The 22,197-nt window shown below is 40.5% G+C and carries 23 protein-coding genes and 1 other annotated feature; of the genes, 21 read left to right on the top strand and 2 right to left on the bottom strand.

Going from position 1 to position 22,197, the window contains the following annotated elements; all coding sequences use genetic code 11:
• Positions 1 to 3: 3 nt before the first annotated feature.
• The 9 genes from A2G56_RS11060 (at position 4) to tnpA (ending at position 6,188) form a co-directional block, all read left to right on the top strand.
• On the top strand, positions 4 to 132 hold the full coding sequence (locus tag A2G56_RS11060) for a hypothetical protein (protein ID WP_257721920.1): 129 nt from the start codon (positions 4 to 6) through the stop codon (positions 130 to 132).
• Between the two features lie 43 nt (positions 133 to 175).
• The gene (locus A2G56_RS03495) at positions 176 to 907 is read left to right on the top strand and encodes a GDSL-type esterase/lipase family protein (RefSeq protein WP_062709092.1); all 732 of its coding nucleotides are present in this window, start codon (positions 176 to 178) and stop codon (positions 905 to 907) included.
• Positions 908 to 1,125: 218 nt separating this feature from the next.
• Entirely contained in the window at positions 1,126 to 1,698 is a 573-nt protein-coding gene (locus A2G56_RS03490) for a uracil-DNA glycosylase family protein (protein ID WP_062712422.1), read from the top strand.
• An 83-nt stretch (positions 1,699 to 1,781) separates the two neighbouring features.
• A complete protein-coding gene (rpsU, locus tag A2G56_RS03485) occupies positions 1,782 to 1,958 on the top strand; it encodes a 30S ribosomal protein S21 (RefSeq protein WP_002884573.1) in 177 nt (58 codons plus the stop codon).
• A gap of 394 nt (positions 1,959 to 2,352) precedes the next feature.
• Positions 2,353 to 3,528: a CapA family protein gene (locus A2G56_RS03480; RefSeq protein ID WP_099091456.1), complete on the top strand. Its 1,176-nt coding sequence runs from the start codon at positions 2,353 to 2,355 to the stop codon at positions 3,526 to 3,528.
• A gap of 894 nt (positions 3,529 to 4,422) precedes the next feature.
• Positions 4,423 to 4,496, top strand: a sequence feature (ribosomal protein L21 leader region).
• 35 nt (positions 4,497 to 4,531) lie between these two features.
• Entirely contained in the window at positions 4,532 to 4,846 is a 315-nt protein-coding gene (rplU, locus tag A2G56_RS03475; protein ID WP_062709086.1) for a 50S ribosomal protein L21, read from the top strand.
• A gap of 5 nt (positions 4,847 to 4,851) precedes the next feature.
• Positions 4,852 to 5,187, top strand: a complete 336-nt coding sequence (locus tag A2G56_RS03470; RefSeq protein WP_062709083.1) for a ribosomal-processing cysteine protease Prp — start codon at positions 4,852 to 4,854, stop codon at positions 5,185 to 5,187.
• A 20-nt stretch (positions 5,188 to 5,207) separates the two neighbouring features.
• Positions 5,208 to 5,501: a 50S ribosomal protein L27 gene (gene rpmA / locus A2G56_RS03465; RefSeq protein WP_062709080.1), complete on the top strand. Its 294-nt coding sequence runs from the start codon at positions 5,208 to 5,210 to the stop codon at positions 5,499 to 5,501.
• A 222-nt stretch (positions 5,502 to 5,723) separates the two neighbouring features.
• Positions 5,724 to 6,188 (top strand): IS200/IS605 family transposase, encoded by a 465-nt coding sequence (tnpA, locus tag A2G56_RS03460; RefSeq protein ID WP_062709076.1) that lies wholly within the window; start codon positions 5,724 to 5,726, stop codon positions 6,186 to 6,188.
• A 73-nt stretch (positions 6,189 to 6,261) separates the two neighbouring features.
• On the opposite strand, the gene A2G56_RS10615 is transcribed toward tnpA, so the two are convergent.
• Positions 6,262 to 6,423: a hypothetical protein gene (locus tag A2G56_RS10615; RefSeq protein ID WP_157761192.1), complete on the bottom strand. Its 162-nt coding sequence runs from the start codon at positions 6,421 to 6,423 to the stop codon at positions 6,262 to 6,264.
• A 561-nt stretch (positions 6,424 to 6,984) separates the two neighbouring features.
• Here A2G56_RS10615 and A2G56_RS03455 point away from each other — a divergent pair.
• The 10 genes from A2G56_RS03455 (at position 6,985) to msrB (ending at position 19,037) form a co-directional block, all read left to right on the top strand.
• On the top strand, positions 6,985 to 7,569 hold the full coding sequence (locus tag A2G56_RS03455; RefSeq protein ID WP_062709073.1) for an MptD family putative ECF transporter S component: 585 nt from the start codon (positions 6,985 to 6,987) through the stop codon (positions 7,567 to 7,569).
• Between the two features lie 78 nt (positions 7,570 to 7,647).
• Positions 7,648 to 8,553 carry a LysR family transcriptional regulator gene (locus A2G56_RS03450; protein WP_062709069.1) on the top strand — a complete coding sequence of 302 codons (906 nt, stop codon included), beginning with the start codon at positions 7,648 to 7,650 and terminating at the stop codon, positions 8,551 to 8,553.
• A gap of 11 nt (positions 8,554 to 8,564) precedes the next feature.
• Positions 8,565 to 9,050, top strand: a complete 486-nt coding sequence (gene lspA / locus A2G56_RS03445; protein WP_062709067.1) for a signal peptidase II — start codon at positions 8,565 to 8,567, stop codon at positions 9,048 to 9,050.
• Entirely contained in the window at positions 9,010 to 9,906 is an 897-nt protein-coding gene (locus A2G56_RS03440) for an RluA family pseudouridine synthase (protein ID WP_062709064.1), read from the top strand. Before lspA ends, A2G56_RS03440 begins: the two co-directional genes overlap by 41 nt.
• Before the next feature lie 187 nt (positions 9,907 to 10,093).
• Complete coding sequence (gene pyrR / locus A2G56_RS03435; RefSeq protein WP_062709060.1) at positions 10,094 to 10,615, top strand: bifunctional pyr operon transcriptional regulator/uracil phosphoribosyltransferase PyrR; 522 nt, start codon at positions 10,094 to 10,096, stop codon at positions 10,613 to 10,615.
• 169 nt (positions 10,616 to 10,784) lie between these two features.
• Positions 10,785 to 11,702 carry an aspartate carbamoyltransferase catalytic subunit gene (locus tag A2G56_RS03430; protein WP_062709058.1) on the top strand — a complete coding sequence of 306 codons (918 nt, stop codon included), beginning with the start codon at positions 10,785 to 10,787 and terminating at the stop codon, positions 11,700 to 11,702.
• Between the two features lie 34 nt (positions 11,703 to 11,736).
• Positions 11,737 to 12,822, top strand: coding sequence for a carbamoyl phosphate synthase small subunit (locus A2G56_RS03425; protein WP_062709056.1), 1,086 nt, complete (start codon positions 11,737 to 11,739; stop codon positions 12,820 to 12,822).
• A 312-nt stretch (positions 12,823 to 13,134) separates the two neighbouring features.
• Positions 13,135 to 16,314, top strand: coding sequence for a carbamoyl-phosphate synthase large subunit (gene carB / locus A2G56_RS03420; protein ID WP_062709053.1), 3,180 nt, complete (start codon positions 13,135 to 13,137; stop codon positions 16,312 to 16,314).
• A 620-nt stretch (positions 16,315 to 16,934) separates the two neighbouring features.
• Entirely contained in the window at positions 16,935 to 18,287 is a 1,353-nt protein-coding gene (gene gorA / locus A2G56_RS03415) for a glutathione-disulfide reductase (RefSeq protein ID WP_062709050.1), read from the top strand.
• Positions 18,288 to 18,602: 315 nt separating this feature from the next.
• Positions 18,603 to 19,037, top strand: a complete 435-nt coding sequence (msrB, locus tag A2G56_RS03410) for a peptide-methionine (R)-S-oxide reductase MsrB (RefSeq protein WP_062712419.1) — start codon at positions 18,603 to 18,605, stop codon at positions 19,035 to 19,037.
• A 58-nt stretch (positions 19,038 to 19,095) separates the two neighbouring features.
• Here msrB and A2G56_RS03405 read toward each other — a convergent pair whose 3' ends face one another.
• Positions 19,096 to 19,545: a DUF6556 family protein gene (locus tag A2G56_RS03405; protein ID WP_062709047.1), complete on the bottom strand. Its 450-nt coding sequence runs from the start codon at positions 19,543 to 19,545 to the stop codon at positions 19,096 to 19,098.
• Positions 19,546 to 19,773: 228 nt separating this feature from the next.
• Between A2G56_RS03405 and A2G56_RS03400 the strand changes: the two genes are divergently transcribed.
• Entirely contained in the window at positions 19,774 to 20,916 is a 1,143-nt protein-coding gene (locus tag A2G56_RS03400; protein WP_062709044.1) for a cysteine desulfurase family protein, read from the top strand.
• A gap of 14 nt (positions 20,917 to 20,930) precedes the next feature.
• Positions 20,931 to 22,151 carry a tRNA uracil 4-sulfurtransferase ThiI gene (gene thiI, locus A2G56_RS03395; RefSeq protein WP_062709041.1) on the top strand — a complete coding sequence of 407 codons (1,221 nt, stop codon included), beginning with the start codon at positions 20,931 to 20,933 and terminating at the stop codon, positions 22,149 to 22,151.
• Positions 22,152 to 22,197: the final 46 nt, after the last annotated feature.

Here is a 22,197-nt window from a genome sequence, read left to right as displayed (position 1 = left end):
AACATGTCTGTGCATTATCAAACGCATCACCAATTGAAACAAAAAGCTGCAGTCAGAGCCTTTTCAGAAATGATCAAGCGATTTGCGGAAGTCAACCAATCCACGGTGACTTATTCCAAGTGTATGGCTTGAGCTTTGGCAGTAGCTAACTGCACGAAATATAAGGAGGTATCAAATGACCAAACAACATAAAAAATGGTTTGATAGATTACTCTATTTTATCGTGATTCTCATGGGTATTTATAGTTTTTCACAGTTGATGGCGTCCAGAGATACCTCGACCAAGGTGCATAAAATTACCATAGCTGCGGTTGGAGACAGTATTACTTATGGAGCAGGCGTTGCCTCAACACGCGAGACGGAATCTTACCCTGCTCTTCTTCAGCAAGCCTTGGGTAAAAAGTATCACGTCATCAATTTTGGTCTAAGTGGCAGAACGATGTTATCCAATACCGCTAAGCCTTACTTTAAAGAGCCTCTAGCGAAAAAATCGTTTCAAGTGAATCCTGATATTGTCATTATTATGTTGGGAACGAATGACTCCAGAGATGTTTACTGGCAACCCCGGCGTTTCAAAAAAGAATACCTAGCAGCTATTAAACGTTACCAAGCTTTAGAGAGTCACCCCAAAATTTACCTTATGATTCCACCTCGTGTTTTCTTCGAACATCCCCAACCCACTTTTCCAAATAATAAAGTGGTAGATGGTCAATTGAGAAAGCTCATTCCTGAAATAGCCAAGGAGGCTGGAGTATCGGTTATTGATCAATATCAGGGAACTGAAAAACATCCTGAATATTTCCCAGACCAGCTACACCCCAACCTAGCTGGTAATTTGGAGATGGTAGACGCCATTCTCAAGCAAACACCATTGAAAGCCATTGATAATAGGAAGAAAACGAGTTAGTTATCGTTTTTAGAGATGTTGAGGAATCTTTAGAATAACCTTTAGTCGTTTATGAAGCATTACGGTAAGCTAGGACTAGCAACTTGATTGGTAGGAGAAATAAAAATGTTTCAAAACAAGTCTGATGTGGGTGATTATTCTTTTGATGCCTTGTTAAAGGGGAACTAATTGCTGAATTGTCCCTTCTGTCCATAAAAGTAGAGGAGTAAGATATGTTAATGACTAGTATTTATAATGCCATTAAAGCGGACAAGGATAACCAATCTTACACTGATTCTGGAATTGAACCGCTTTACCAAGTGAGTTCAAAGGCCAAGGTTCTGATTATTGGGCAGGCGCCGGGAATTAAGGCTCAAAATAAGCAAATGCTTTTTCAAGATCCGAGCGGTGACCGATTGAGAGAATGGTTGGGTGTTGATGAGGCGTTCTTTTATCAGTCAGATCAGATAGCGATTTTACCCATGGATTTCTACTTTCCTGGTAAGGGAAAATCGGGCGACTTGCCACCTCGTAAAGGGCAGGCAGACAAGTGGCACCCCAAATTATTGAAAGAAATGCCTGATATCCAATTAACCCTACTGGTAGGTAAAGCAGCGCAGGACTATTATTTAGACGATAAAAAGACTTTAACAGACCGTGTGGCGGCTTACCAAGATTATTTACCTGACTATCTTCCTTTGCCTCATCCGTCACCTCGAAATAATATCTGGTTAAGCAAAAACCCTTGGTTTACAGAAGACCTCTTGCCAGACTTGCAAAAACGTTTGTCAAGAATTTTTGGAAAAAATTGATAAAAATCTTGCCAAGATAATCACTTTAAAGTATAATAATTAAGACCGTGTAAATGGTATCTTATCTTGAGGAGGTGAAATCAATGTCAAAAACAGTCGTACGTAAAAATGAATCACTCGATGATGCCCTTCGTCGTTTCAAACGTTCTGTGACTAAAGCTGGTACTCTTCAAGAGGCACGTAAACGTGAACACTATGAAAAACCATCTGTAAAACGTAAACGTAAATCAGAAGCAGCTCGCAAACGTAAAAAATTCTAATTGATGTTAGATTTAGCCACTCTTTTCGGAGTGGTTTTTGCGTGCTCAGAAAAAAGTGTTGCTTTTCAGTTTTACTCAAGCTAATATAGTTGAATGAATTAACTTTGAGACAAAGAACTGAGATACGGTCAGTACTTGAGTAAGGTAAGACGAAAACGACGATGTACCAACCTTAATTCAAAAAACTATACTAATTCAAAATCAAAATAGCGGAGGTCTAGTTTCTGTGTCCAATCGATTTTAGATGGAAAGGAATGATTTATGTTGTCACAACATGACGATTCCGCTATTTATAATTTTTGTTAAGTATAATATGACCCTCAAAGAGGATATAATGGAACCGCTATCTATTCATTGGCTTCTTATGGTATACTATCCATAGGAGGATAATTTGATGAAACATTTAACGGTGATTAAGAAAACCTGTCTGGCTTTTATTGCTCTGTCCTTGCTTTTGGCAGGACTTTTTGATGGCTATCATGCCTTGGCAAAGCCAGACCCAAAGAAAGACGAGAAGGTCAAAAGAGCGCGTGTTCTTGCCAATGGTGACATTCTCATTCATAATGTCCTCTATGCTAGTGCCTTAAAAAGCGATGGGTCTTACGATTTCGATGATTACTTTACTTATGTTAAGGACAGAATTTCCAGTGCGGACTTGGCTATTGGGGATTTTGAGGGGACTATTTCTCCGGATTATCCTTTGTCAGGCTATCCCTTATTTAATGCCCCTGAGAGCATTGCTCAAACCTTAAAGAACACAGGGTATGATGTGGTGGATTTGGCCCATAACCATATCCTTGACTCCGGTTTAGAGGGCGCCCTTAACACTAAGAAAACGTTCAATAAGCTAGGGATAGATGCAGTGGGGGTATATGAGAAAAATCGATCAAAAGAGGAAGTACTCATTAAGAATGTGAATGGGATTAAGATTGCCATTTTAGCTTATTCTTATGGTTATAATGGTATGGATGCCAATCTGACAGCAGACGAATATAATCGTCATATGTCAGATCTTGATCGCGATAAAATCAAGTCAGAATTGAAAGAAGCCGAAAAAAAGGCAGACGTTACTATCGTTATGCCGCAAATGGGGGAAGAATATCGATTGGCACCTACCGCAGAACAGAAAAAACTCTATCGTCAGATGGTGGAATGGGGAGCCGATGTGATTTTTGGAGGCCATCCGCACGTGGTCGAACCAGCAGAAACGATTAAAAAAGATGGGCAGAAGAAATTCATCATCTATTCTATGGGAAACTTTATTTCAAACCAACAAGCAGAAATTATGGAAGACAAGTGGCCAGAGAGAGGCTTGCTCATGGATGTGACTTTTGAAAAAACTGGTTCAAAAACGATCATCAAAAAAGTGAAAGCTCACCCTACCTTGGTTGACGCAAAACCAACTGGAAGATTTGCACCAGAAGGTTATGGCTTATATGATTATCGTGTGATGGTGTTAGAAGATTTTATAAAAGGTGGGAAATATCGTCAGAAAATCAATAGCGACTTACAAGATAAAGTTGATACAGCCTACCAAGAAATCAATCAACATGTGAATTTAAAATGGTAGGCAGTCCTGCTCTGTCACAAAGTCTAGCGATCTCAGTCCTGTTATCATGAAAATAATTGTTAGGAAAGAGCGGTATTAGGTGTCTGGTTAATCAAGGGAAATGCCTCACATGGCTCTTTTCTATCGATTCTTAAACATGTCAATGTTTTTTTGACAGCCAATATGTTTTAGACAATAGTCAATGATCGGCTATTGTCTTATTTTTTAGCTGATATTAGTTTCAAAAGGGCATACGAAAATCGCTTTTATACTCAATGAAAATCAAAAACAAACTAGGCAACACCGATACAGATAGGACTAAAGTTCATCAAATCATGTCAATAAGGTCTGCTTTTGATTTTGAAGAGTATTAAAAACCACCGTCAACAGACAATGGTTACAGAAAGTTAGTTTTTGATTTTGGATGAGTATTATTTTGAGAATTTTTGACAAGATGCTACAAAGTGTACGGCTAACGTTACCGATTTTGGGTAGACGTTTTGATGTATCGTTGTAACGGTTGTAATGCTTTATGAAGTAAGGAATCGTTCGAATGAGAGGAGTTATGAAGGCAAATGTATACGGCTTAGTTCCAATCACCTACGATAGTTTTACGATTGTGCTATTTGTAAAATTAGGCTAAATAGGAAAAGCCATCTATTAAACTTAGATAATCACTTGAATAGGCAGAATAAACCAGATAGAAAATACCCATCATTCTATACTGATAGCAAAAGAAAAAGGCACCTTTAAAAACATTCTCCATTGACTGTTGATGTTAAACAATCAATTGAACCCCTATTTTGAGAAAATCAGTCATTTTAGAGGCTGATAAAAATGTTAAAAAATAAAAAACAGTAAAATCCTTGATTTCATAACTCGCTTGTGATAACATATGAATGTTGACTAAATGCACGTCCTGTGCAACCGCGCGAACATTGTTTAAGTAGGCTTCGTGCCTCGCAATCTAGGCGAGTCTTCACAGAGGGAAACCTCAGCAAAAATTTTTTATAGGAGGTGCATCATGAGCACATATGCAATCATCAAAACTGGTGGTAAACAAGTTAAAGTTGAAGTAGGTCAAGCTATCTACGTTGAAAAAATTGACGCTGAAGCTGGCGCAGAAGTGACTTTTAACGAAGTTGTTCTTGTTGGTGGTGAAACTACTAAAGTCGGTACTCCAGTTGTTGAAGGAGCTACAGTCGTTGGTACTATCGAAAAACAAGGTAAACAAAAGAAAGTTGTTTCTTACAAATACAAACCTAAAAAAGGTAGCCACCGTAAACAAGGTCACCGTCAACCTTATACTAAAGTTGTTATCGACGCTATCAACGCTTAATCTTTATGATTCAAGCGACCTTTATTCGTACGAATCAGCATCTTGTTAGTGTTGAAATAACAGGACATGCTGGGAGTGGTGAATTTGGTTATGATATCGTTTGTGCAGCCGTTTCAACCCTATCGATTAACCTTGTTAATTCCATGGAAGTTCTAACTGACTGTGCAGCAGATGTAACAATCGATGAGATTGATGGCGGTTATATGAAGATAAGTTTATCTGATTTAACTGACCTTAAGGATGAGAAAGTTCAATTACTATTTGAATCATTTCTCCTAGGTATGACTAGTTTAGCGGAAAACTCTCAAGAGTTTGTTACAACAAAAGTCATTACCAATTAAACAAAGAGAGGACAAACATTATGTTAAACATGAATCTTGCTAACTTGCAACTTTTCGCCCACAAAAAAGGTGGGGGTTCTACATCAAACGGACGCGATTCAGAAGCTAAACGCCTAGGTGCTAAAGCTGCTGATGGACAAACTGTTTCAGGTGGTTCAATCCTTTACCGTCAACGCGGAACTCATATCTATCCAGGCATTAACGTAGGTCGTGGTGGAGATGATACACTTTTTGCAAAAGTTGAAGGTGTTGTACGTTTTGAACGTAAAGGACGCGATAGAAAACAAGTATCTGTTTACCCAATCGCAAAATAAGTCTCAAAATAAGTCTAGAAATAGCATCACAACAGGCTTTCCGAGATTTCGGAAGGCCTGTTTTTTTGTTTATGTGGCTTTAAGCCCAGTCTCGCTCCGATAGGTGCGAGACAAATAAACCACCCGCTATGCGGGTGCGCATCGACTGTTATACAAAAAAATCTCCAAACGCGATACAATAAAGGTGTTCAAGCCTACTGTAAAGCGAAAGGAGATAATGATATGGCACAAAAGGCACATAGTTTATCACACACAAAATGGATGTGTAAATATCACATTGTGTTTACCCCTAAGTATAGACGAAAAGTCATTTATAATCAATATAGAAGCAGTTTGGGCGAGATATTTCGCCGATTATGCAGTTATAAGGGGGTAGAACTTATAGAAGGACATCTGATGCCAGACCATGTTCATATGCTAGTGAGCATCCCACCACGAATAAGTGTATCAAGTTTCATGGGATACTTAAAAGGTAAAAGTGCCTTAATGATGTTTGATAAACACGCCAATTTAAAATATAAATTTGGGAACCGCCATTTTTGGGCAGAGGGATATTACGTGAGTACGGTTGGTCTCAATGGAGCCACGATAAAGAAATATATTCAAGAGCAAGAGAAGCATGATATAGCACTAGATAAGTTGAGTGTGAAAGAGTATGAAGATCCCTTTAGGGATAGTGGCAAGTAGTACCACTGTCTCTTTGAGAGGCTAGCGACGAGTCAAGAGCAGTGAGGCTTGAACAAAGTGAAAGCCAGCGTCTTTAGGCGCTGGCTGGTAATGTGGGCTTATAGCCCCGGTTCAAACCACCCGTTAGACGGGTGGTCATGATTTTGATACCCATATTTAAAAAAACAATGTAGGAAGCGACCTTGCCGGCGACTCCATTTTTCACCTTTTGAGTGATCTGGGTATAGATGTCCATGGTGGTTTAGATATTTTCGTAGCTTCAGTTTCCTCGATTAAAAAAGTAGGGGGCAATAGATAACTTTCAATGGCAACAGATGAAAAGATCGTCCTACTATCAAACTACTGTCAGGAATGTTTTTAAGATAAGGAAATAAACTTGTCACTGACTGAACAAAGGCTAACCACATTTGCAAAAGCTAATGATTGGTTAGGTATTCTGCTGATTAAGCATATTCTGGTTGTAGTCATAGCATAATGACTGATGTTAAGATTGGTGAAAGGACTAGAAATGCAGCCTGTTAGCTTGTTGTTTCAGGATTTTATCGAAAAGAAAGATGAGTAGGCGAGCGATGGAAAAGTAATAGAACCACTAAAGAAGTAGAGTTACTGTCTTTTCAAGAGTCAGTTTATGCATTTGATTATTCGAATTAGAGCAATTGTTGTCATCTTTTCATCATGGTATCTCGTTAATCGAATCGATAACAGAAGTGTTATGGACGTGACGCGCTTTACGTTCAGGTTAACTATCCATTTTCAGACTTTTATGTTAAAATAACAAAAAATGAAAGGAAAAGTCATGTCAAAACCATTATCTTTTAACCTTAAACGTATCGCAGTCGGTGCTATTCTCTATTTTTTGTGTCTAGGTCTTGGTGTTTTGCTTAATGCTATTGTCGACCGTAATGGCAATATGTTCTATGCTCCTGCTTTTTCGGCGATTTTCTCAGGAATCTTATATTTCCAGTACTTGCTTAAAAAACCATTCTTTGGTCTTATTACGCTAACTTCTGGGTTAGTTTCCTTCTTTTTCCTGACCTCAGGGCATTTTTGGGCGACTATTTTACCATACTGGCTTTTTGCTTTGCTAGCAGATGGCATGGCTATGTCAGGTCAGTACCAAAGTGATTGGAAGAATAACTTCTCGTTTGTTTTCTTCTCCCTAACAACGACAGGTCCGATCCTGTTCATGTGGTTAGCACCTAAGGCTTATGAGACCATGCTTTTAGAGCGTGGGAAGGATATGACTTATGTGAATCGTGTCATGGTGGCTCAAGATTGGCAAACTATTCTCTTTTTCTGGACATTGACCCTTTTAGGTGCAATACTTGGGATTTGGCTTGGGAAAACGCTTCAAGTTAGCCATTTTAAAAAGAAAAACTAAAAAAGTGGTAATCATACGTTTTTCGTATGGTTTTTTTGTATAATAGAGAGAGTGAATTCGAAGAAAGGGGTTCTGTTGATGAACATCCAACAATTACGTTATGTTGTTGCCATCGCTAATAGCGGAACATTTCGTGAAGCTGCCAGCAAACTTTATGTCAGTCAGCCCAGTTTGTCGGTGGCTATTAAAGATTTGGAGACTGAATTAGGTTTTCAAATTTTTATCAGAACAACGACTGGAGCAGTTTTGACGGCTCAAGGGATGACCTTTTATGAAAAGTCTCTGGAAGTTGTCAAAAGTTTTGATTCTTTTGAAAAACACTTTATCCAGCCTGAGGAAGAAGATAATCAGTTTTCAATTGCAAGTCAACACTATGATTTTCTCCCACCCTTGATGACGGAATTTTCGCAGACTTATCCTGAGCTCAAAGACTTTCGAATTTTTGAGTCAACGACCATTCAAATCCTAGATGAGGTTTCTAAAGGACTTAGTCAAATTGGAATTATTTACATGAATCATCAAAACGAGAGTGGGCTGTTCCGTCGTATGGAAAAATTGGGATTGGAATCAGTCGATCTGATTTCATTTAGAACCCATATCTACTTGTCAAAAAATCATCCCTTAGCTGAAAAAGAAACGCTCCAGATGGATGATTTGGCAGGCTTGCCGACGGTGAAATTTGCGCAAGAAAAAGATGAATATCTTTACTATTCTGAAAATCTTGTTGATACATCCGATAGCACCGTCATGTATTATGTGACCGATCGGGCGACTTTGAACGGTATTTTAGAGCGAACGAATGCTTATGCAACAGGCTCAGGTTTTTTAGATAGCCGCAGCGTCAATGGTATTACTGTGGTTCCTTTAGAAGATAATTTAGTCAACAAAATGGTTTACGTCAAGCGCAAGGACACCAATTTAAGTCCGCAAGCTCTTGCCTTTATCAAGGTGATGATCGCTTATTTTGACAAGTATAAGCCATAACAGGAGATTGTATGCGGAAAATTCTTTTTAGCGGGTTTGTGCTGGTATTGATAGTTTTGGATCAATTAAGTAAGTTTTGGATTGTTGATCACATTCCACTAGGTGAAGTTAGACCCTTTTTACCGGGTATCTTTAGTTTGACTTATTTGCAAAATAGGGGGGCAGCCTTCTCTATTCTGCAAGAGCAACAATGGTTCTTCGCTCTTGTTACCTTTGTTGTTATTGGAGTATCCATGTATTATGCCAATAAAATGATCAAGGGATCTCCTTGGTTTTTAGTGGGATTACTGTTAATCATAGCTGGTGGAATAGGTAATTTTATTGACCGGATTCGGCTTGGTTATGTCGTGGATATGGTGCATTTGGATTTTATGGATTTTGCTATTTTTAATGTGGCGGATTCTTATTTAACAGTTGGGGTTATCATTTTGATGATTGCCTTATGGAAAGAGGAAGATGGAAGTAATTATAAAAGAGGCGGGAATTCGCCTAGATAAAGCAGTAGCAGACTTAACTGAATTGTCCCGTCAAAAAGCTAATGAAGATATTAAAGCAGGCATTATTTTGGTCAATGGTCAGACGGCCAAGGCGAAATACGCTGTCAAAGAAGGGGATGTGATCAGCTATGAAATGCCTGAAGCAGAGGTTTTAGAGTATGCTGCTGAAGATATTCCCCTAGACATTATCTATCAAGATGAAGATGTTGCTGTGGTTAATAAACCGCAAGGGATGGTCGTTCATCCTTCAGCGGGGCATTCGTCTGGTACTTTGGTTAATGCCCTTATGTATCATATCAAAGATTTATCATCTATCAATGGAGTCGTTCGACCAGGGATTGTTCACCGTATTGATAAGGATACGTCAGGACTTTTGATGATTGCCAAAAATGACCAGACTCACCAGGCTTTGGCTGAGGAACTCAAGGCCCAAAAATCCTTACGTCAGTATGTGGCTCTGGTCCATGGCAATCTCCCCAATGACCGTGGCGTCATTGAGGCACCTATCGGACGTTCAGACAAGGATCGCAAGAAACAAGCTGTCACTGAAAAAGGAAAGCCAGCTTTAACGCGTTTCCATGTGTTAGAGCGATTTGGTGATTATACACTGGTTGCCTTACAGCTAGAGACAGGACGTACCCATCAAATCCGTGTTCATATGGCCTATATTGGGCATCCGATTGCCGGTGACGTTACTTATGGTCCTCGTAAAACCTTGGCTGGAAAAGGTCAATTTCTTCATGCTAAAACACTCGGTTTTACACATCCCAAAACGGGTGAATTAGTAACATTTGAAGCTGAACTACCAGAGATTTTTCAGGATACTTTACAAAAATTGCGTCAAAAAACCAAATAGTTTTGATTTTAGCTTGCTTTAAGAGTCGCTTTTTGCTAGAATAGATTAACCAAATAATCCTTTAATCCTGTCCCGTGAGGCAGGCAAGGAGACCAGAAAAAAAGTACAGGATAACTGTACCTTATTTGCTATCTCCTTGAGTTATCAGGGAGATTTTTTTGTAGATTAGAAAGGCTGGTTGTTTACCATGAAAACCAAAGAAATTGTTGATGAAGTGACCATGAAACGCGCCGTTACCCGTATTACCTATGAAATTATTGAGCGCAATAAGAATCTTGATAATATTGTTTTAGCAGGGATTAAAACACGTGGTGTTCATTTGGCTCGCCGCATTCAAGAACGTTTGCAACAATTGGAAGGGTTGGAAATTCCTCTCGGAGAACTAGATATCAAGCCTTTCCGTGATGATATGAAAGTCGAAGAAGATACGACACAAATGCCTGTCGACATCACTGATAAAGATCTTATCTTGGTTGATGACGTTCTTTATACAGGTCGTACGATTCGTGCAGCCATTGACAATCTGGTTAGTATTGGTCGCCCAGCGCGTGTCAGTTTGGCTGTCCTTATCGATCGTGGTCACCGTGAATTGCCAATTCGCGCGGATTATGTTGGTAAAAATATCCCAACATCAAGCGTGGAAGAAATTGTCGTTGAAGTTACAGAAGTCGATGGACGTGACAGTGTTAGCATTGTAGATCCAAGCTAGCAATCATTGAAAATCAAAAGGGGCTTCTGTTAGATTTTGGGTATTACTCGTGCCGTCATGGTGTCAATCAGCATTGCTTGCTTTTGATTTTCTACATAGTAGAGTCTGAAGGAAACCAATGACGTGTTGTCATTGTTAGAATAAAAAGGTATTAAATTAGGTTGAGGAAATGCTGAGTTTACAACATTTGGTAAGTATGGAAGACTTGTCAGCAGAACAAGTTATGGCACTTTTGGATAGAGCATTGTTGTTTAAGAAAGGTCAAGCCAATTTTGAATTGGATAGTCAAACCTTTGCTGCCAATCTCTTTTTTGAAAATTCCACTCGAACCCACAAATCGTTTGAAGTGGCTGAGAAGAAGCTTGGTTTGGAAGTCATCGATTTCAATGCTGACAGCAGTTCCGTTACTAAGGGAGAGACCCTTTACGATACCATTTTAACCATGGACGCTTTAGGCGTTGATATCTGTGTTGTTCGCCATCCTGCGGTAGAGTACTATAAAGAGATTATTGAGAGCCCAACCATGACAGTTTCTATTGTTAATGGTGGTGATGGTTCGGGACAACATCCTAGTCAGTGTTTGCTGGATTTGATGACCATTTACGAAGAATTTGGTCATTTTGATGGCTTGAAAGTCTGCATAGCTGGTGATATCACGCACTCTCGAGTAGCTAAATCCAATATGCAAATGCTAACACGGTTAGGCGCTGAGGTTTCTTTTGCGGGTCCTAAGGAGTGGTATTCTCAAGAGTTTGATGCTTATGGTCAACATGTAGGACTTGATGAGATTGTGCCAGACCTTGATGTGTTGATGCTCTTACGGGTTCAACATGAACGCCATGATGGTCAGACGTCTTTCTCAAAAGAAGCCTATCATCAACTGTTCGGATTGACCCAAGAGCGCTATCAAAACTTGAAATCATCAGCTATTGTCATGCATCCGGCGCCTGTTAATCGTGATGTCGAAATTGCTGATGCTCTCGTAGAAGCAGACAAATCGCGCATTGTTAAACAAATGTCTAATGGTGTATTTGTGCGAATGGCCATTCTGGAAGCTGTTCTAAATGGTCGCAAGAAACAGCGTTAATAAGTCCCTGAGAGGATTTGACGAAGGGAGAAATATGGGAAAACGTCTCTTAATTTTAGAAGATGGTACTCTTTTTGAAGGCCAGGCCTTTGGTGCTGATATTGATGTGACAGGCGAAATTGTCTTTAATACTGGGATGACTGGTTATCAAGAATCTATCACAGACCAGTCTTATAATGGTCAACTATTAACCTTTACCTATCCCTTAGTGGGAAATTATGGGATTAATCGTGACGATTATGAATCCATTAGCCCAACCTGCAAAGGAGTCGTCGTTTCGGAGTATGCTCGTCGAGCAAGTAATTGGCGTCATCAAATGTCTTTGGATGCGTTTTTGAAAGCCAAGAATATTCCTGGTATTTCTGGTATTGACACGAGAGCTTTAACCAAAATGATTCGCCAGCATGGTACGATGAAAGCTACTATGGCAGATGATGGAGACAGTGTCGAGCATTTGAAAGATCAGCTACGAGCAACGGTTTTGCCGACTAATAATATAGAACAAGTATCGACAAAAACGGCTTACCCGGCACCAGGGGTCGGAAAGAGCATCGTCTTGGTTGATTTTGGGCTCAAACATTCCATTTTAAGAGAATTATCAAAACGCAAAGCCAATGTGACGGTAGTGCCTCACGATACAACTGCTGAACAGATTTTAGGGCTTAACCCTGATGGTGTAATGCTTTCAAATGGTCCTGGTAATCCAACAGACGTACCGCATGCCATCAAAATGATTAGAGGCATACAAGGTAAAATCCCCATTTTTGGTATTTGTATGGGGCACCAACTATTTGCTTTGGCAAATGGCGCTGAGACTTATAAAATGACCTTTGGTCATCGGGGTTTTAATCATGCTGTTCGCGAAATTGCTTCAGGACGTATTGATTTTACCAGCCAAAACCATGGCTATGCGGTCAAACGCGAAACCTTGCCTGATTGTCTGATGGTTACTCATGAAGACATTAATGATCAGTCGGTTGAAGGGGTTCGTCACAGAGATTTTCCTGCCTTTTCAGTTCAATTTCACCCTGATGCTGCACCTGGTCCGCACGATGCTGACTATCTTTTTGATGACTTCCTAGAAATGATAGATGCCTATCAGGCTGAACAAGATCACTGACTGTGTCAAAAAAGCAAGTGATTTACGATGATGCAAAGTCAGGGACTAGAGAAATCGGTCTGATCTCGAGGGATTCTAAAGCTTCCTCGACAAAAGCCCATTCTTAGCGTAAAAGGACCAAGTCAGGAACTAAATTGTATCAATGAAAATAGCCTTGGAACGTTCATTAACTAACTGAAATCGTCGTAGATGTCTGGGACTTGATGAAGAACCTGATTTTCCCGACGAGGCGAGATCAACGAGATGGTTCATTTTTGACTTACTGCCATTTAATCCTATCCTGAGAGATAGAAAATACTGAAGGATAATAAGATGCCTAAAAGAAAAGATATCAAAAAAATTATGGTGATTGGGTCTGGCCCCATCATTATCGGTCAAGCTGCTGAGTTTGATTATGCTGGTACGCAGGCCTGTCTTGCTTTGAAGGAAGAGGGGTATAGTGTTGTCTTGGTCAACTCTAACCCTGCGACTATTATGACAGACAAAGAAATTGCGGATAAGGTTTATATTGAACCGTTAACACTTGAGTTTGTCTCTCGTATTTTACGAAAAGAGCGACCAGATGCTCTTTTGCCAACCCTCGGTGGTCAAACAGGCCTCAATATGGCTATGGAACTATCGAAAGCTGGCGTTCTGGAGGAGTTTGGTGTTGAACTTTTAGGGACTAAACTGTCAGCCATTGACCAAGCAGAAGATCGTGACTTGTTTAAACAATTGATGGAAGAGTTGGACCAACCGATTCCAGAATCTGAAATTGTTGAAACAGTAGAAGAAGCGCTTGAATTTGCTCATGCAATTGGTTATCCTGTTATCGTTCGACCTGCTTTTACTCTTGGTGGAACAGGTGGAGGGATTTGTTCCAATGAAAAGGAGCTTCGGGATATTACCAAAAATGGCCTTAAATTATCACCCGTAACCCAGTGCCTTATTGAGCGTTCTATCTCTGGTTTCAAAGAAATTGAGTACGAAGTCATGCGAGATGCTGCTGACAATGCCCTAGTTGTTTGCAACATGGAAAATGTTGATCCCGTTGGTATTCATACAGGTGATTCTATCGTTTTTGCCCCAACCCAGACCCTTTCTGATATTGAAAATCAGATGTTGCGCGATGCGAGTTTGAAAATCATTCGTGCTCTTAAAATTGAGGGTGGTTGTAATGTCCAACTAGCTCTTGACCCCCATAGTTTTAAGTACTATGTTATTGAGGTGAATCCTCGTGTATCGCGTTCCTCAGCTCTTGCTTCTAAAGCAACAGGTTATCCCATTGCCAAATTAGCGGCTAAAATTGCGGTTGGCTTGACTTTGGATGAGATGATTAACCCCGTAACAGGTTCAACCTATGCTATGTTTGAACCAGCCTTGGACTATGTAGTTGCAAAGATACCTCGTTTTCCATTTGATAAATTTGAGCATGGTGAACGTCGTCTAGGAACCCAAATGAAGGCAACCGGTGAGGTTATGGCGATCGGTCGTAACATTGAGGAAGCGCTACTTAAAGCTTGTCGATCTTTAGAAATTGGCGTTTGCCACAATGACATGCCAGAATTGTTTGAGGCTAGCGACGATCAGCTTTTTGAGAAAATCGTTAAAGCGCAAGATGACCGTCTCTTTTATATTTCGGAAGCTATTCGTCGAGGGATTTCTATTGAAGAAATGGCTGATCTAACGAAAATTGATATTTTCTTTTTGGATAAGCTGCTCCATATTTATGAATTAGAACAAGCATTAGCTCTTAAAGTTGGTGACTTAACTCTTTTAAAAGAAGTTAAGCGTTATGGTTTTGCAGATCGCAAGATTGCTGAGCTTTGGGGCATGCGAGAAGAGGAGATTCGTGAGCTTCGAATAGCTAATAACCTGTTACCAGTTTACAAAATGGTTGATACCTGTGCGGCAGAGTTTGAGTCCAGCACTCCTTATTTCTATTCAACCTATGCTTTTGAAAATGAATCTGTGCCTAGTGAAAAAGAGTCAGTTCTGGTTCTTGGTTCTGGTCCTATTAGGATTGGTCAAGGTGTTGAATTCGACTATGCCACTGTCCACTCTGTGAAAGCCATTCAGGCAGCTGGCTACGAAGCCATTATCATGAATTCTAATCCTGAGACAGTTTCGACGGATTTCTCCGTATCGGACAAGCTGTACTTTGAGCCATTAACTTTTGAAGATGTTATGAATGTCATTGATTTGGAAGCGCCTAAAGGGGTAATTGTGCAGTTCGGTGGACAGACAGCCATTAATCTTGCTGAACGGTTATCTGAGGCTGGTGTAACCATTTTAGGAACACAGGTGGAAGATTTGGATCGCGCTGAAGATAGAGATTTGTTTGAAAAAGCCCTCAAAGAATTAGGTATTCCACAGCCACCAGGACACACGGCAACCAATGAGGAAGAGGCTATTGAAGCTGCTCGTCAGATCGGCTTTCCTGTCCTAGTCCGTCCATCCTATGTTTTAGGTGGACGCGCTATGGAAATTGTGGAAAATGAAGCTGATCTGCGTTCTTACATGAAGACGGCTGTTAAAGCTAGTCCAGAGCATCCTGTTCTTGTCGATTCTTACATCATTGGACAAGAGTGCGAAGTGGATGCCATTTCCGATGGAACGACTGTCTTGATTCCAGGCATCATGGAGCATATCGAAAGAGCGGGGATTCACTCGGGAGACTCTATGGCCGTTTACCCGCCACAGACTCTCTCGAAGGCTGTTCAGGAAACGATTGTTGATTACACCAAGCGTCTGGCTATTGGTTTGAATTGTATCGGAATGATGAACATTCAGTTTGTTATCGAGGATGAGACTGTCTATGTCATTGAAGTTAATCCACGTGCCAGTCGTACCGTTCCTTTCCTTTCCAAAGTGACCAATATTCCAATGGCACAAGTGGCAACACGGTTGATATTAGGAGAAAACTTAGCAGACTTGGGTTATAAAGATGGCCTCTATCCAGAATCTTCTCAAGTTCATGTTAAGGCGCCAGTTTTCTCTTTTAGTAAATTATCTAAAGTTGACAGTCTGCTAGGACCAGAGATGAAGTCAACTGGCGAAATTATGGGATCAGATACCACCCTTGAAAAGGCACTTTATAAAGCTTTTGAAGCTTCGTCTTTCCACTTAGCAGAATACGGAAATGTGGTCTTTACCATCTCTGATGACAGCAAAGAAGAGGCTCTTGGGTTGGCGCAACGTTTTGCGGCCATTGGTTACAGCCTTTTTGCTACTCAAGGAACGGCAGATTATTTGCGTAACAATGGTCTTGACGTTCGCTTAGTCAATAAGATAGGTGAAGATCAAAACCAAGATATTCCAGCTTTAGTTCGTGCTGGTAAGGTGCAAGCGATTGTCAATACTGTTGGAACAAAACGCACAGCAGACAAAGACGGGCAGATGATTCGACGTTCAGCCATCGAGCAGGGGGTTCCGCTATTTACGGCACTTGACACGGCAGATGCGATGCTAAAAGTGTTAGAAAGCCGCGGTTTTAGAACTGAGCCGATATAGAACGTTAGGACCTGTGGTATCTAAAATATGAAACCATTAACCCTGTGTTTGGGGTCGGCATCACATGGAGAAAATAATCTAGATATTACAATGGTGAGCAGAGCTTTTTAAGTCTGCTCTTTTTGTGCTCAGTCTGAAATAGGTGATTTTGTGTTTTCAAGTAATCCAGGCAAATGGGATAAAAAGGAGAAACTTGAGTGGATAACAGATCAGATAAAACCCAAAAATGCTATTTAGCTGATACACCAAGTCTTGTTCCCAATCGTTTGTCATCACGTAAAACCTGAGGTTAATCCACAGTGACTATTTAATATGATTGATTCTTATACTCAATGAAAATCAAAAACAAACTAGGCAACACCGATACAGATAGGACTAAAGTTCATCAAATCATGTCAATAAGGTCTGCTTTTGATTTTGAAGAGTATTAAAAACCACCGTCAACAGACAATGGTTACAGAAAGTTAGTTTTTGATTTTGGATGAGTATTAGGTTGCTAAAGGTATGATCAATAAAGGGCAGGATAGCCTGCTTTTTTTCCTACCGTAGCAGATAGTTGAGGACGTTTTTAGTTTGTGATAATCTTGAAGAAGAACAGAGTAAAAGAAAACGAGGATACTATGATGAAAGCGTATGATTATATTGTTATTGGGGGCGGTTCTGGTGGCATTGCTTCAGCAAATCGCGCAGCCATGCACGGAGCTAAGACCCTCCTGATTGAAGCTAGTGAAGTTGGTGGAACTTGTGTTAACTTGGGCTGTGTGCCTAAAAAAGTCATGTGGTATGGCGCTCAAGTGGCTGAGACGCTTAACCGCTATGCTGGTGAATATGGCTTTGATGTAGATGTTAAAACCTTTGACTTTGCGATCTTGAAAGCTAATCGTCAGGCCTACATTGATCGTATCCATGGCTCTTACGAACGTGGCTTTGATAATAATGGCGTTGAACGACTCTATGATTATGCGACATTTGTGGACGCACATACGGTTGAAGTAGCAGGTGAGCAGTACACAGCTCCCCATATTCTGGTTGCAACTGGTGGACACGCCGTTGTTCCTGACATTCCAGGCGCTGAGTATGGAATCACTTCAGATGGTTTCTTTGAGCTTGATGCAGTACCAAATCGGACAGCAGTGGTTGGAGCTGGTTATATTGCTGTCGAATTAGCAGGAGTGCTAAATGCTCTGGGTTCGGAGACGCACTTATTTGTTCGTAAGGAACGTCCTTTGCGTCATTTTGATGAAGAAATCATTTCTGTATTGACAGATGAAATGGCTAAGAACGGTCCCTCTTTGCATACCCATTCGGTACCAAAAGAAGTGATCCAAAATGATGACAGTTCTGTGACGCTTGTTTTGGAAAATGGAGAATCCTACACAGTTGATTGCTTGATTTGGGCCATTGGACGCAAGCCAAATGTAGCTGGTTTTGGATTGGAAAACACAGGCGTTGCTTTAAATGAAGACGGGTATATTCAAACGGATGAATTTGAGAATACATCTGTCGAGGGGATATATGCTTTAGGTGATGTTAATGGGAAGTTAGAATTGACACCAGTCGCTATTAAAGCAGGACGTCAACTATCTGAACGTCTCTTTAACGGTAAGGCGACTGCCAAAATGGATTACGAGAACGTCGCCACAGTTATCTTTGGACACCCTGCTATTGGCTCTATCGGTTTGTCAGAAGAAGCAGCCATTGCCAAGTACGGTCAAGAACAGATCAAAGTGTACCGTTCAAATTTCACGCCAATGTACACTGCTTTGGGAGACAACCGTCAAGCCTCAACGATGAAGTTAGTCACTCTGGGTGAAGATGAAAAAATCATCGGACTCCATGGGATTGGCTACGGTGTTGATGAAATGGTTCAAGGTTTCTCAGTTGCCATAAAAATGGGAGCAACAAAAGAAGATTTTGATGCTACGGTAGCTATTCACCCAACTGGTGCGGAAGAATTTGTGACCATGCGATAAGAAGATTTTGTTTGGTCAGTATCACATTTAATCGCGATCATTTTTATCTTGATTGTATAGCTTTTATTAATAACTGGAAAGGCATTGTTTATCCTCTTAAGTAGTCAATTTTTGACTACTTTGGCTAGTCATCCGACTGGTGCATAAGAATTTGTAGCCATGGGATAAGCAAATCTAGTCTTGTTATTTAATCAGGGATGCGACGTTCGTTTTGCTAGAATGCTTTTTCATTAGGTAATTTTAATGATCATTTTTTCAGGTTTTGGGGAAGTGGGAACAACTCAAAATATTTTAAAAAAGGGAATAGGAGGATGTATGACAGAATCACAAGAAGAACTACGCCAACGGATTGGTGACTTGGCTTATGAAGTGACGCAAAATGCTGCAACAGAACGTGCCTTTACAGGAAAATATGATGAATTCTTCGAAAAAGGGATCTATGTGGATGTGGTTAGCGGTGAGGTACTCTTTTCATCGCTTGATAAATATAATTCTGGTTGTGGATGGCCAGCTTTTACAAAACCTGTGGATAATAGACGGGTGACTAATCACGATGACCGTTCTCATTTTATGAGACGTATCGAAGTGAAAAGCCGTGAAGCTGGGTCACATTTGGGACATGTTTTTAATGATGGTCCTGCCGAAACTGGAGGTTTACGCTACTGTATTAATTCCGCAGCCCTCAAATTTATTCCTTATGAAGAGCTGGAGTCAGCCGGTTACGGTGACTTTTTAGCCTTATTTGACTAATGAAATGATTGATAAAAAAAGAGCCTGAGATAAACGATTTCTCAGACTCTTTCTGATGTTATGGGGTTGTTGTGGTTTGATCGCTTGTTACGTCAGTTTGGGGAGCCGAAGAAGCAGTCGTTGCATCAGCGTCAGGTGTTGGGGTAGTGGACGTGTCGTCATTAGTGATATCTTGAGGACTGTCTGGACTAGTAACATCGCTCTGATAATCTGGTGAACTGCTTGATGAGGTTTCGGTGTTGGTAGTATCGGAATTAGTATTTGAAGCACCTTGGCTGCCATTGTTTTGAATCACAACTGTTGAAGAAGGCGTCTTATCATTAGTGGTTGCACCATTATTACGAATAAAATTAGTAATCGTAATAGAAGCGACAATAATCGACAAGATAGAACCAATTAGGGCTAAGGTTTTTTGAAAGGCTGTCAAGCCGGATTTGATATGTTCAGTAGGACGACGTTTGTCTTTTTGTCCTTCTTGTTTAGATTTTCGAGAATACTGTTGTGGCATGATGTCCTCCTTTTATAGACTATATTATATGATTTAATTCGAAAAAAATCATGCAAAAATAGCAGGTAAGTATATTCTTTTTAGCACTAAAGTTTGAAAGCCTTTTACTAATGAATTGAAAACCTATTTAAAAAGGATTTATGCTATAATAAATAGTCGAAAATGCAAGGTTAGTCTTACCTCCAGACCTTATCTTGTTCAATAGTAAGAGAAAGTTGGTCATTTTTAGTGATTTTTTTTGATAATGCAAGCACTACACAAACTTATCCTGAAGCCCTTAGAACTTACCAAGAGGTAACAACTAAGATTTGGGGGAATCCATCCAGTTTGCACCGCTTGGGAAATCAGTCAACTCGTATTTTGGAAGCTTCTCGCAAGCAAATTGCGGATCTATTAGGAAAAGAGCCAGCTGAAATTTTCTTTACTTCAGGTGGAACGGAAAGTGATAATTGGGCCATTAAGGGGATAGCCTTTGAAAAGCGGGCTTTTGGTAAGCATATCATCGTCTCGGCCATTGAACATCCTGCAGTCAAAGAATCTGCCAAATGGTTGAGTCAGCAGGGGTTTGATGTTTCTTATGCACCAGTAGATAGTCGTGGTTTTGTGGACATAGAAGCTCTGAAAGGCTTGCTGCGCCCAGACACGATTTTAGTATCAGTTATGGCGGTCAATAACGAAGTTGGGGCCATTCAGCCTATTCAAGAAATCTCAAAACTGTTGGCTGAGCGTCCCAACCTAACCTTCCATGTGGATGCGGTTCAGGCTATTGGAAAAATTCCAAAGGAACTTTATTTAACAGATCGAGTTGATTTGGCGTCTTTCTCTGGTCATAAGTTCCACGCTGTTCGTGGCGTAGGATTTCTCTATAAAAAAATAGGCAAGAAAATAAGCCCTCTTTTAACAGGTGGTGGTCAAGAGAAAGATCTCCGTTCAACAACTGAGAATGTGGCTGGTATTGCTTCTATGGCAAAGGCGCTCCGTCTTGTCAAAGATAAGGAGGACGTGGCACTGCCTAAACTGGCCAAAATGAAGGACATCATCTTGGATGAATTGGCTAAATATGAGGATATTCTTATCTTTTCAGGACGGGATGAATTTGCCCCAAATATAATTACTTTTGGTATCAAGGGCGTTCGAGGCGAAGTGATTGTCCATGCTTTCGAAGAACATGATATTTTCATCTCGACCACATCAGCTTGTTCCTCAAAAGCTGGGAAACCTGCGGGAACCCTGATTTCTATGGGTGTTCCAAGCAAGGATGCTCAAACTGCTGTCCGTGTTAGTTTGGATGATGACAATGATATGGGGCAGGTCGAGCAATTTTTGACCATCTTTAAACAAGTTTATGCCAAAACCCAAAAAGTAAGATAATAGAAAGTATAATAATGAACCTACAATATTCAGAAATCATGGTTCGCTACGGTGAACTGTCAACCAAAGGAAAGAATCGCATGCGTTTCATCAACAAGCTACGCCGAAATATTCAGGACGTTTTGTCAATCTATCCTGAAGTAAAGGTAACAGCAGACCGTGATCGTTGTCATGTTTTCTTAAATGGTGCAGATTATGAACCTGTGGCCGAGTCTCTAAAGCAAATCTTTGGTATTCAAGCGTTCAATCCTGTTTACCGTGTCGAAAAAGATGTCACTGTTTTAACGAAAGCCGTTCAAACCATTATGACCGACTTGTATCAGGAAGGTTTGACGTTTAAAGTGTCAAGTAAACGTAGCGACCATCAGTTTGAGTTGGATTCGACACAATTGAATCATACCCTTGGAGGAGCGGTATTTGAGGTTCTTCCAAATATCAAAGCTCAAATGAAAAAGCCAGATGTTAATCTTAAGGTTGAAATTCGTGACGAAGCAGCTTATATTTCACACGAAGAGATTAGAGGTGCTGGCGGGCTTCCAGTAGGTACGGCTGGAAAAGGAATGCTTATGTTATCTGGAGGAATTGATTCGCCAGTTGCAGGCTACTTGGCTCTTAAACGTGGTGTTGATATTGAAGCGGTTCACTTTGCCAGCCCTCCGTATACTAGTCCAGGTGCTCTAAAAAAAGCCCAAGATTTAACCCGTAAATTGACAAAATTTGGTGGGAACATTCAATTTATCGAAGTACCTTTCACTGAAATTCAAGAGGAAATTAAGGAAAAAGCTCCTGAAGCCTACTTGATGACCTTAACACGCCGTTTTATGATGCGTATCACAGATCGCATTCGTGAAAAACGTGATGGACGCGTGATTATCAATGGTGAAAGTCTTGGGCAGGTCGCTAGTCAGACTCTAGAGTCAATGCAGGCGATTAATGCAGTCACTAGTACACCAGTCATCCGTCCAGTGGTGACTATGGATAAATTGGAAATTATTGCTTTAGCTGAACAGATTGATACGTTTAACATCTCTATTCAACCATTTGAAGATTGCTGTACGATTTTTGCTCCAGACCGTCCTAAGACAAATCCTAAGATAAAAAATGTTGAGCAATATGAAGCCCGCCTTGACGTTGAAGGACTTGTTGAGCGTGCCGTAGCAGGCATCATGGTCACTGAAATCACACCTAATGAAACAGCTGATGCGGTGGATGATCTCATTGATGAGCTTTTATAGGATAAGGTTAGAAATGCTAGCCGATAATTTTGAGAGGTAGAGTGTT

Source organism: Streptococcus halotolerans (assembly GCF_001598035.1).
GTDB classification, from domain to species: Bacteria; Bacillota; Bacilli; order Lactobacillales; family Streptococcaceae; genus Streptococcus; species Streptococcus halotolerans.
The sequence above is the reverse complement of the archived record's forward strand: the minus strand, read 5'-3'. Positions and strand labels throughout refer to the sequence as shown.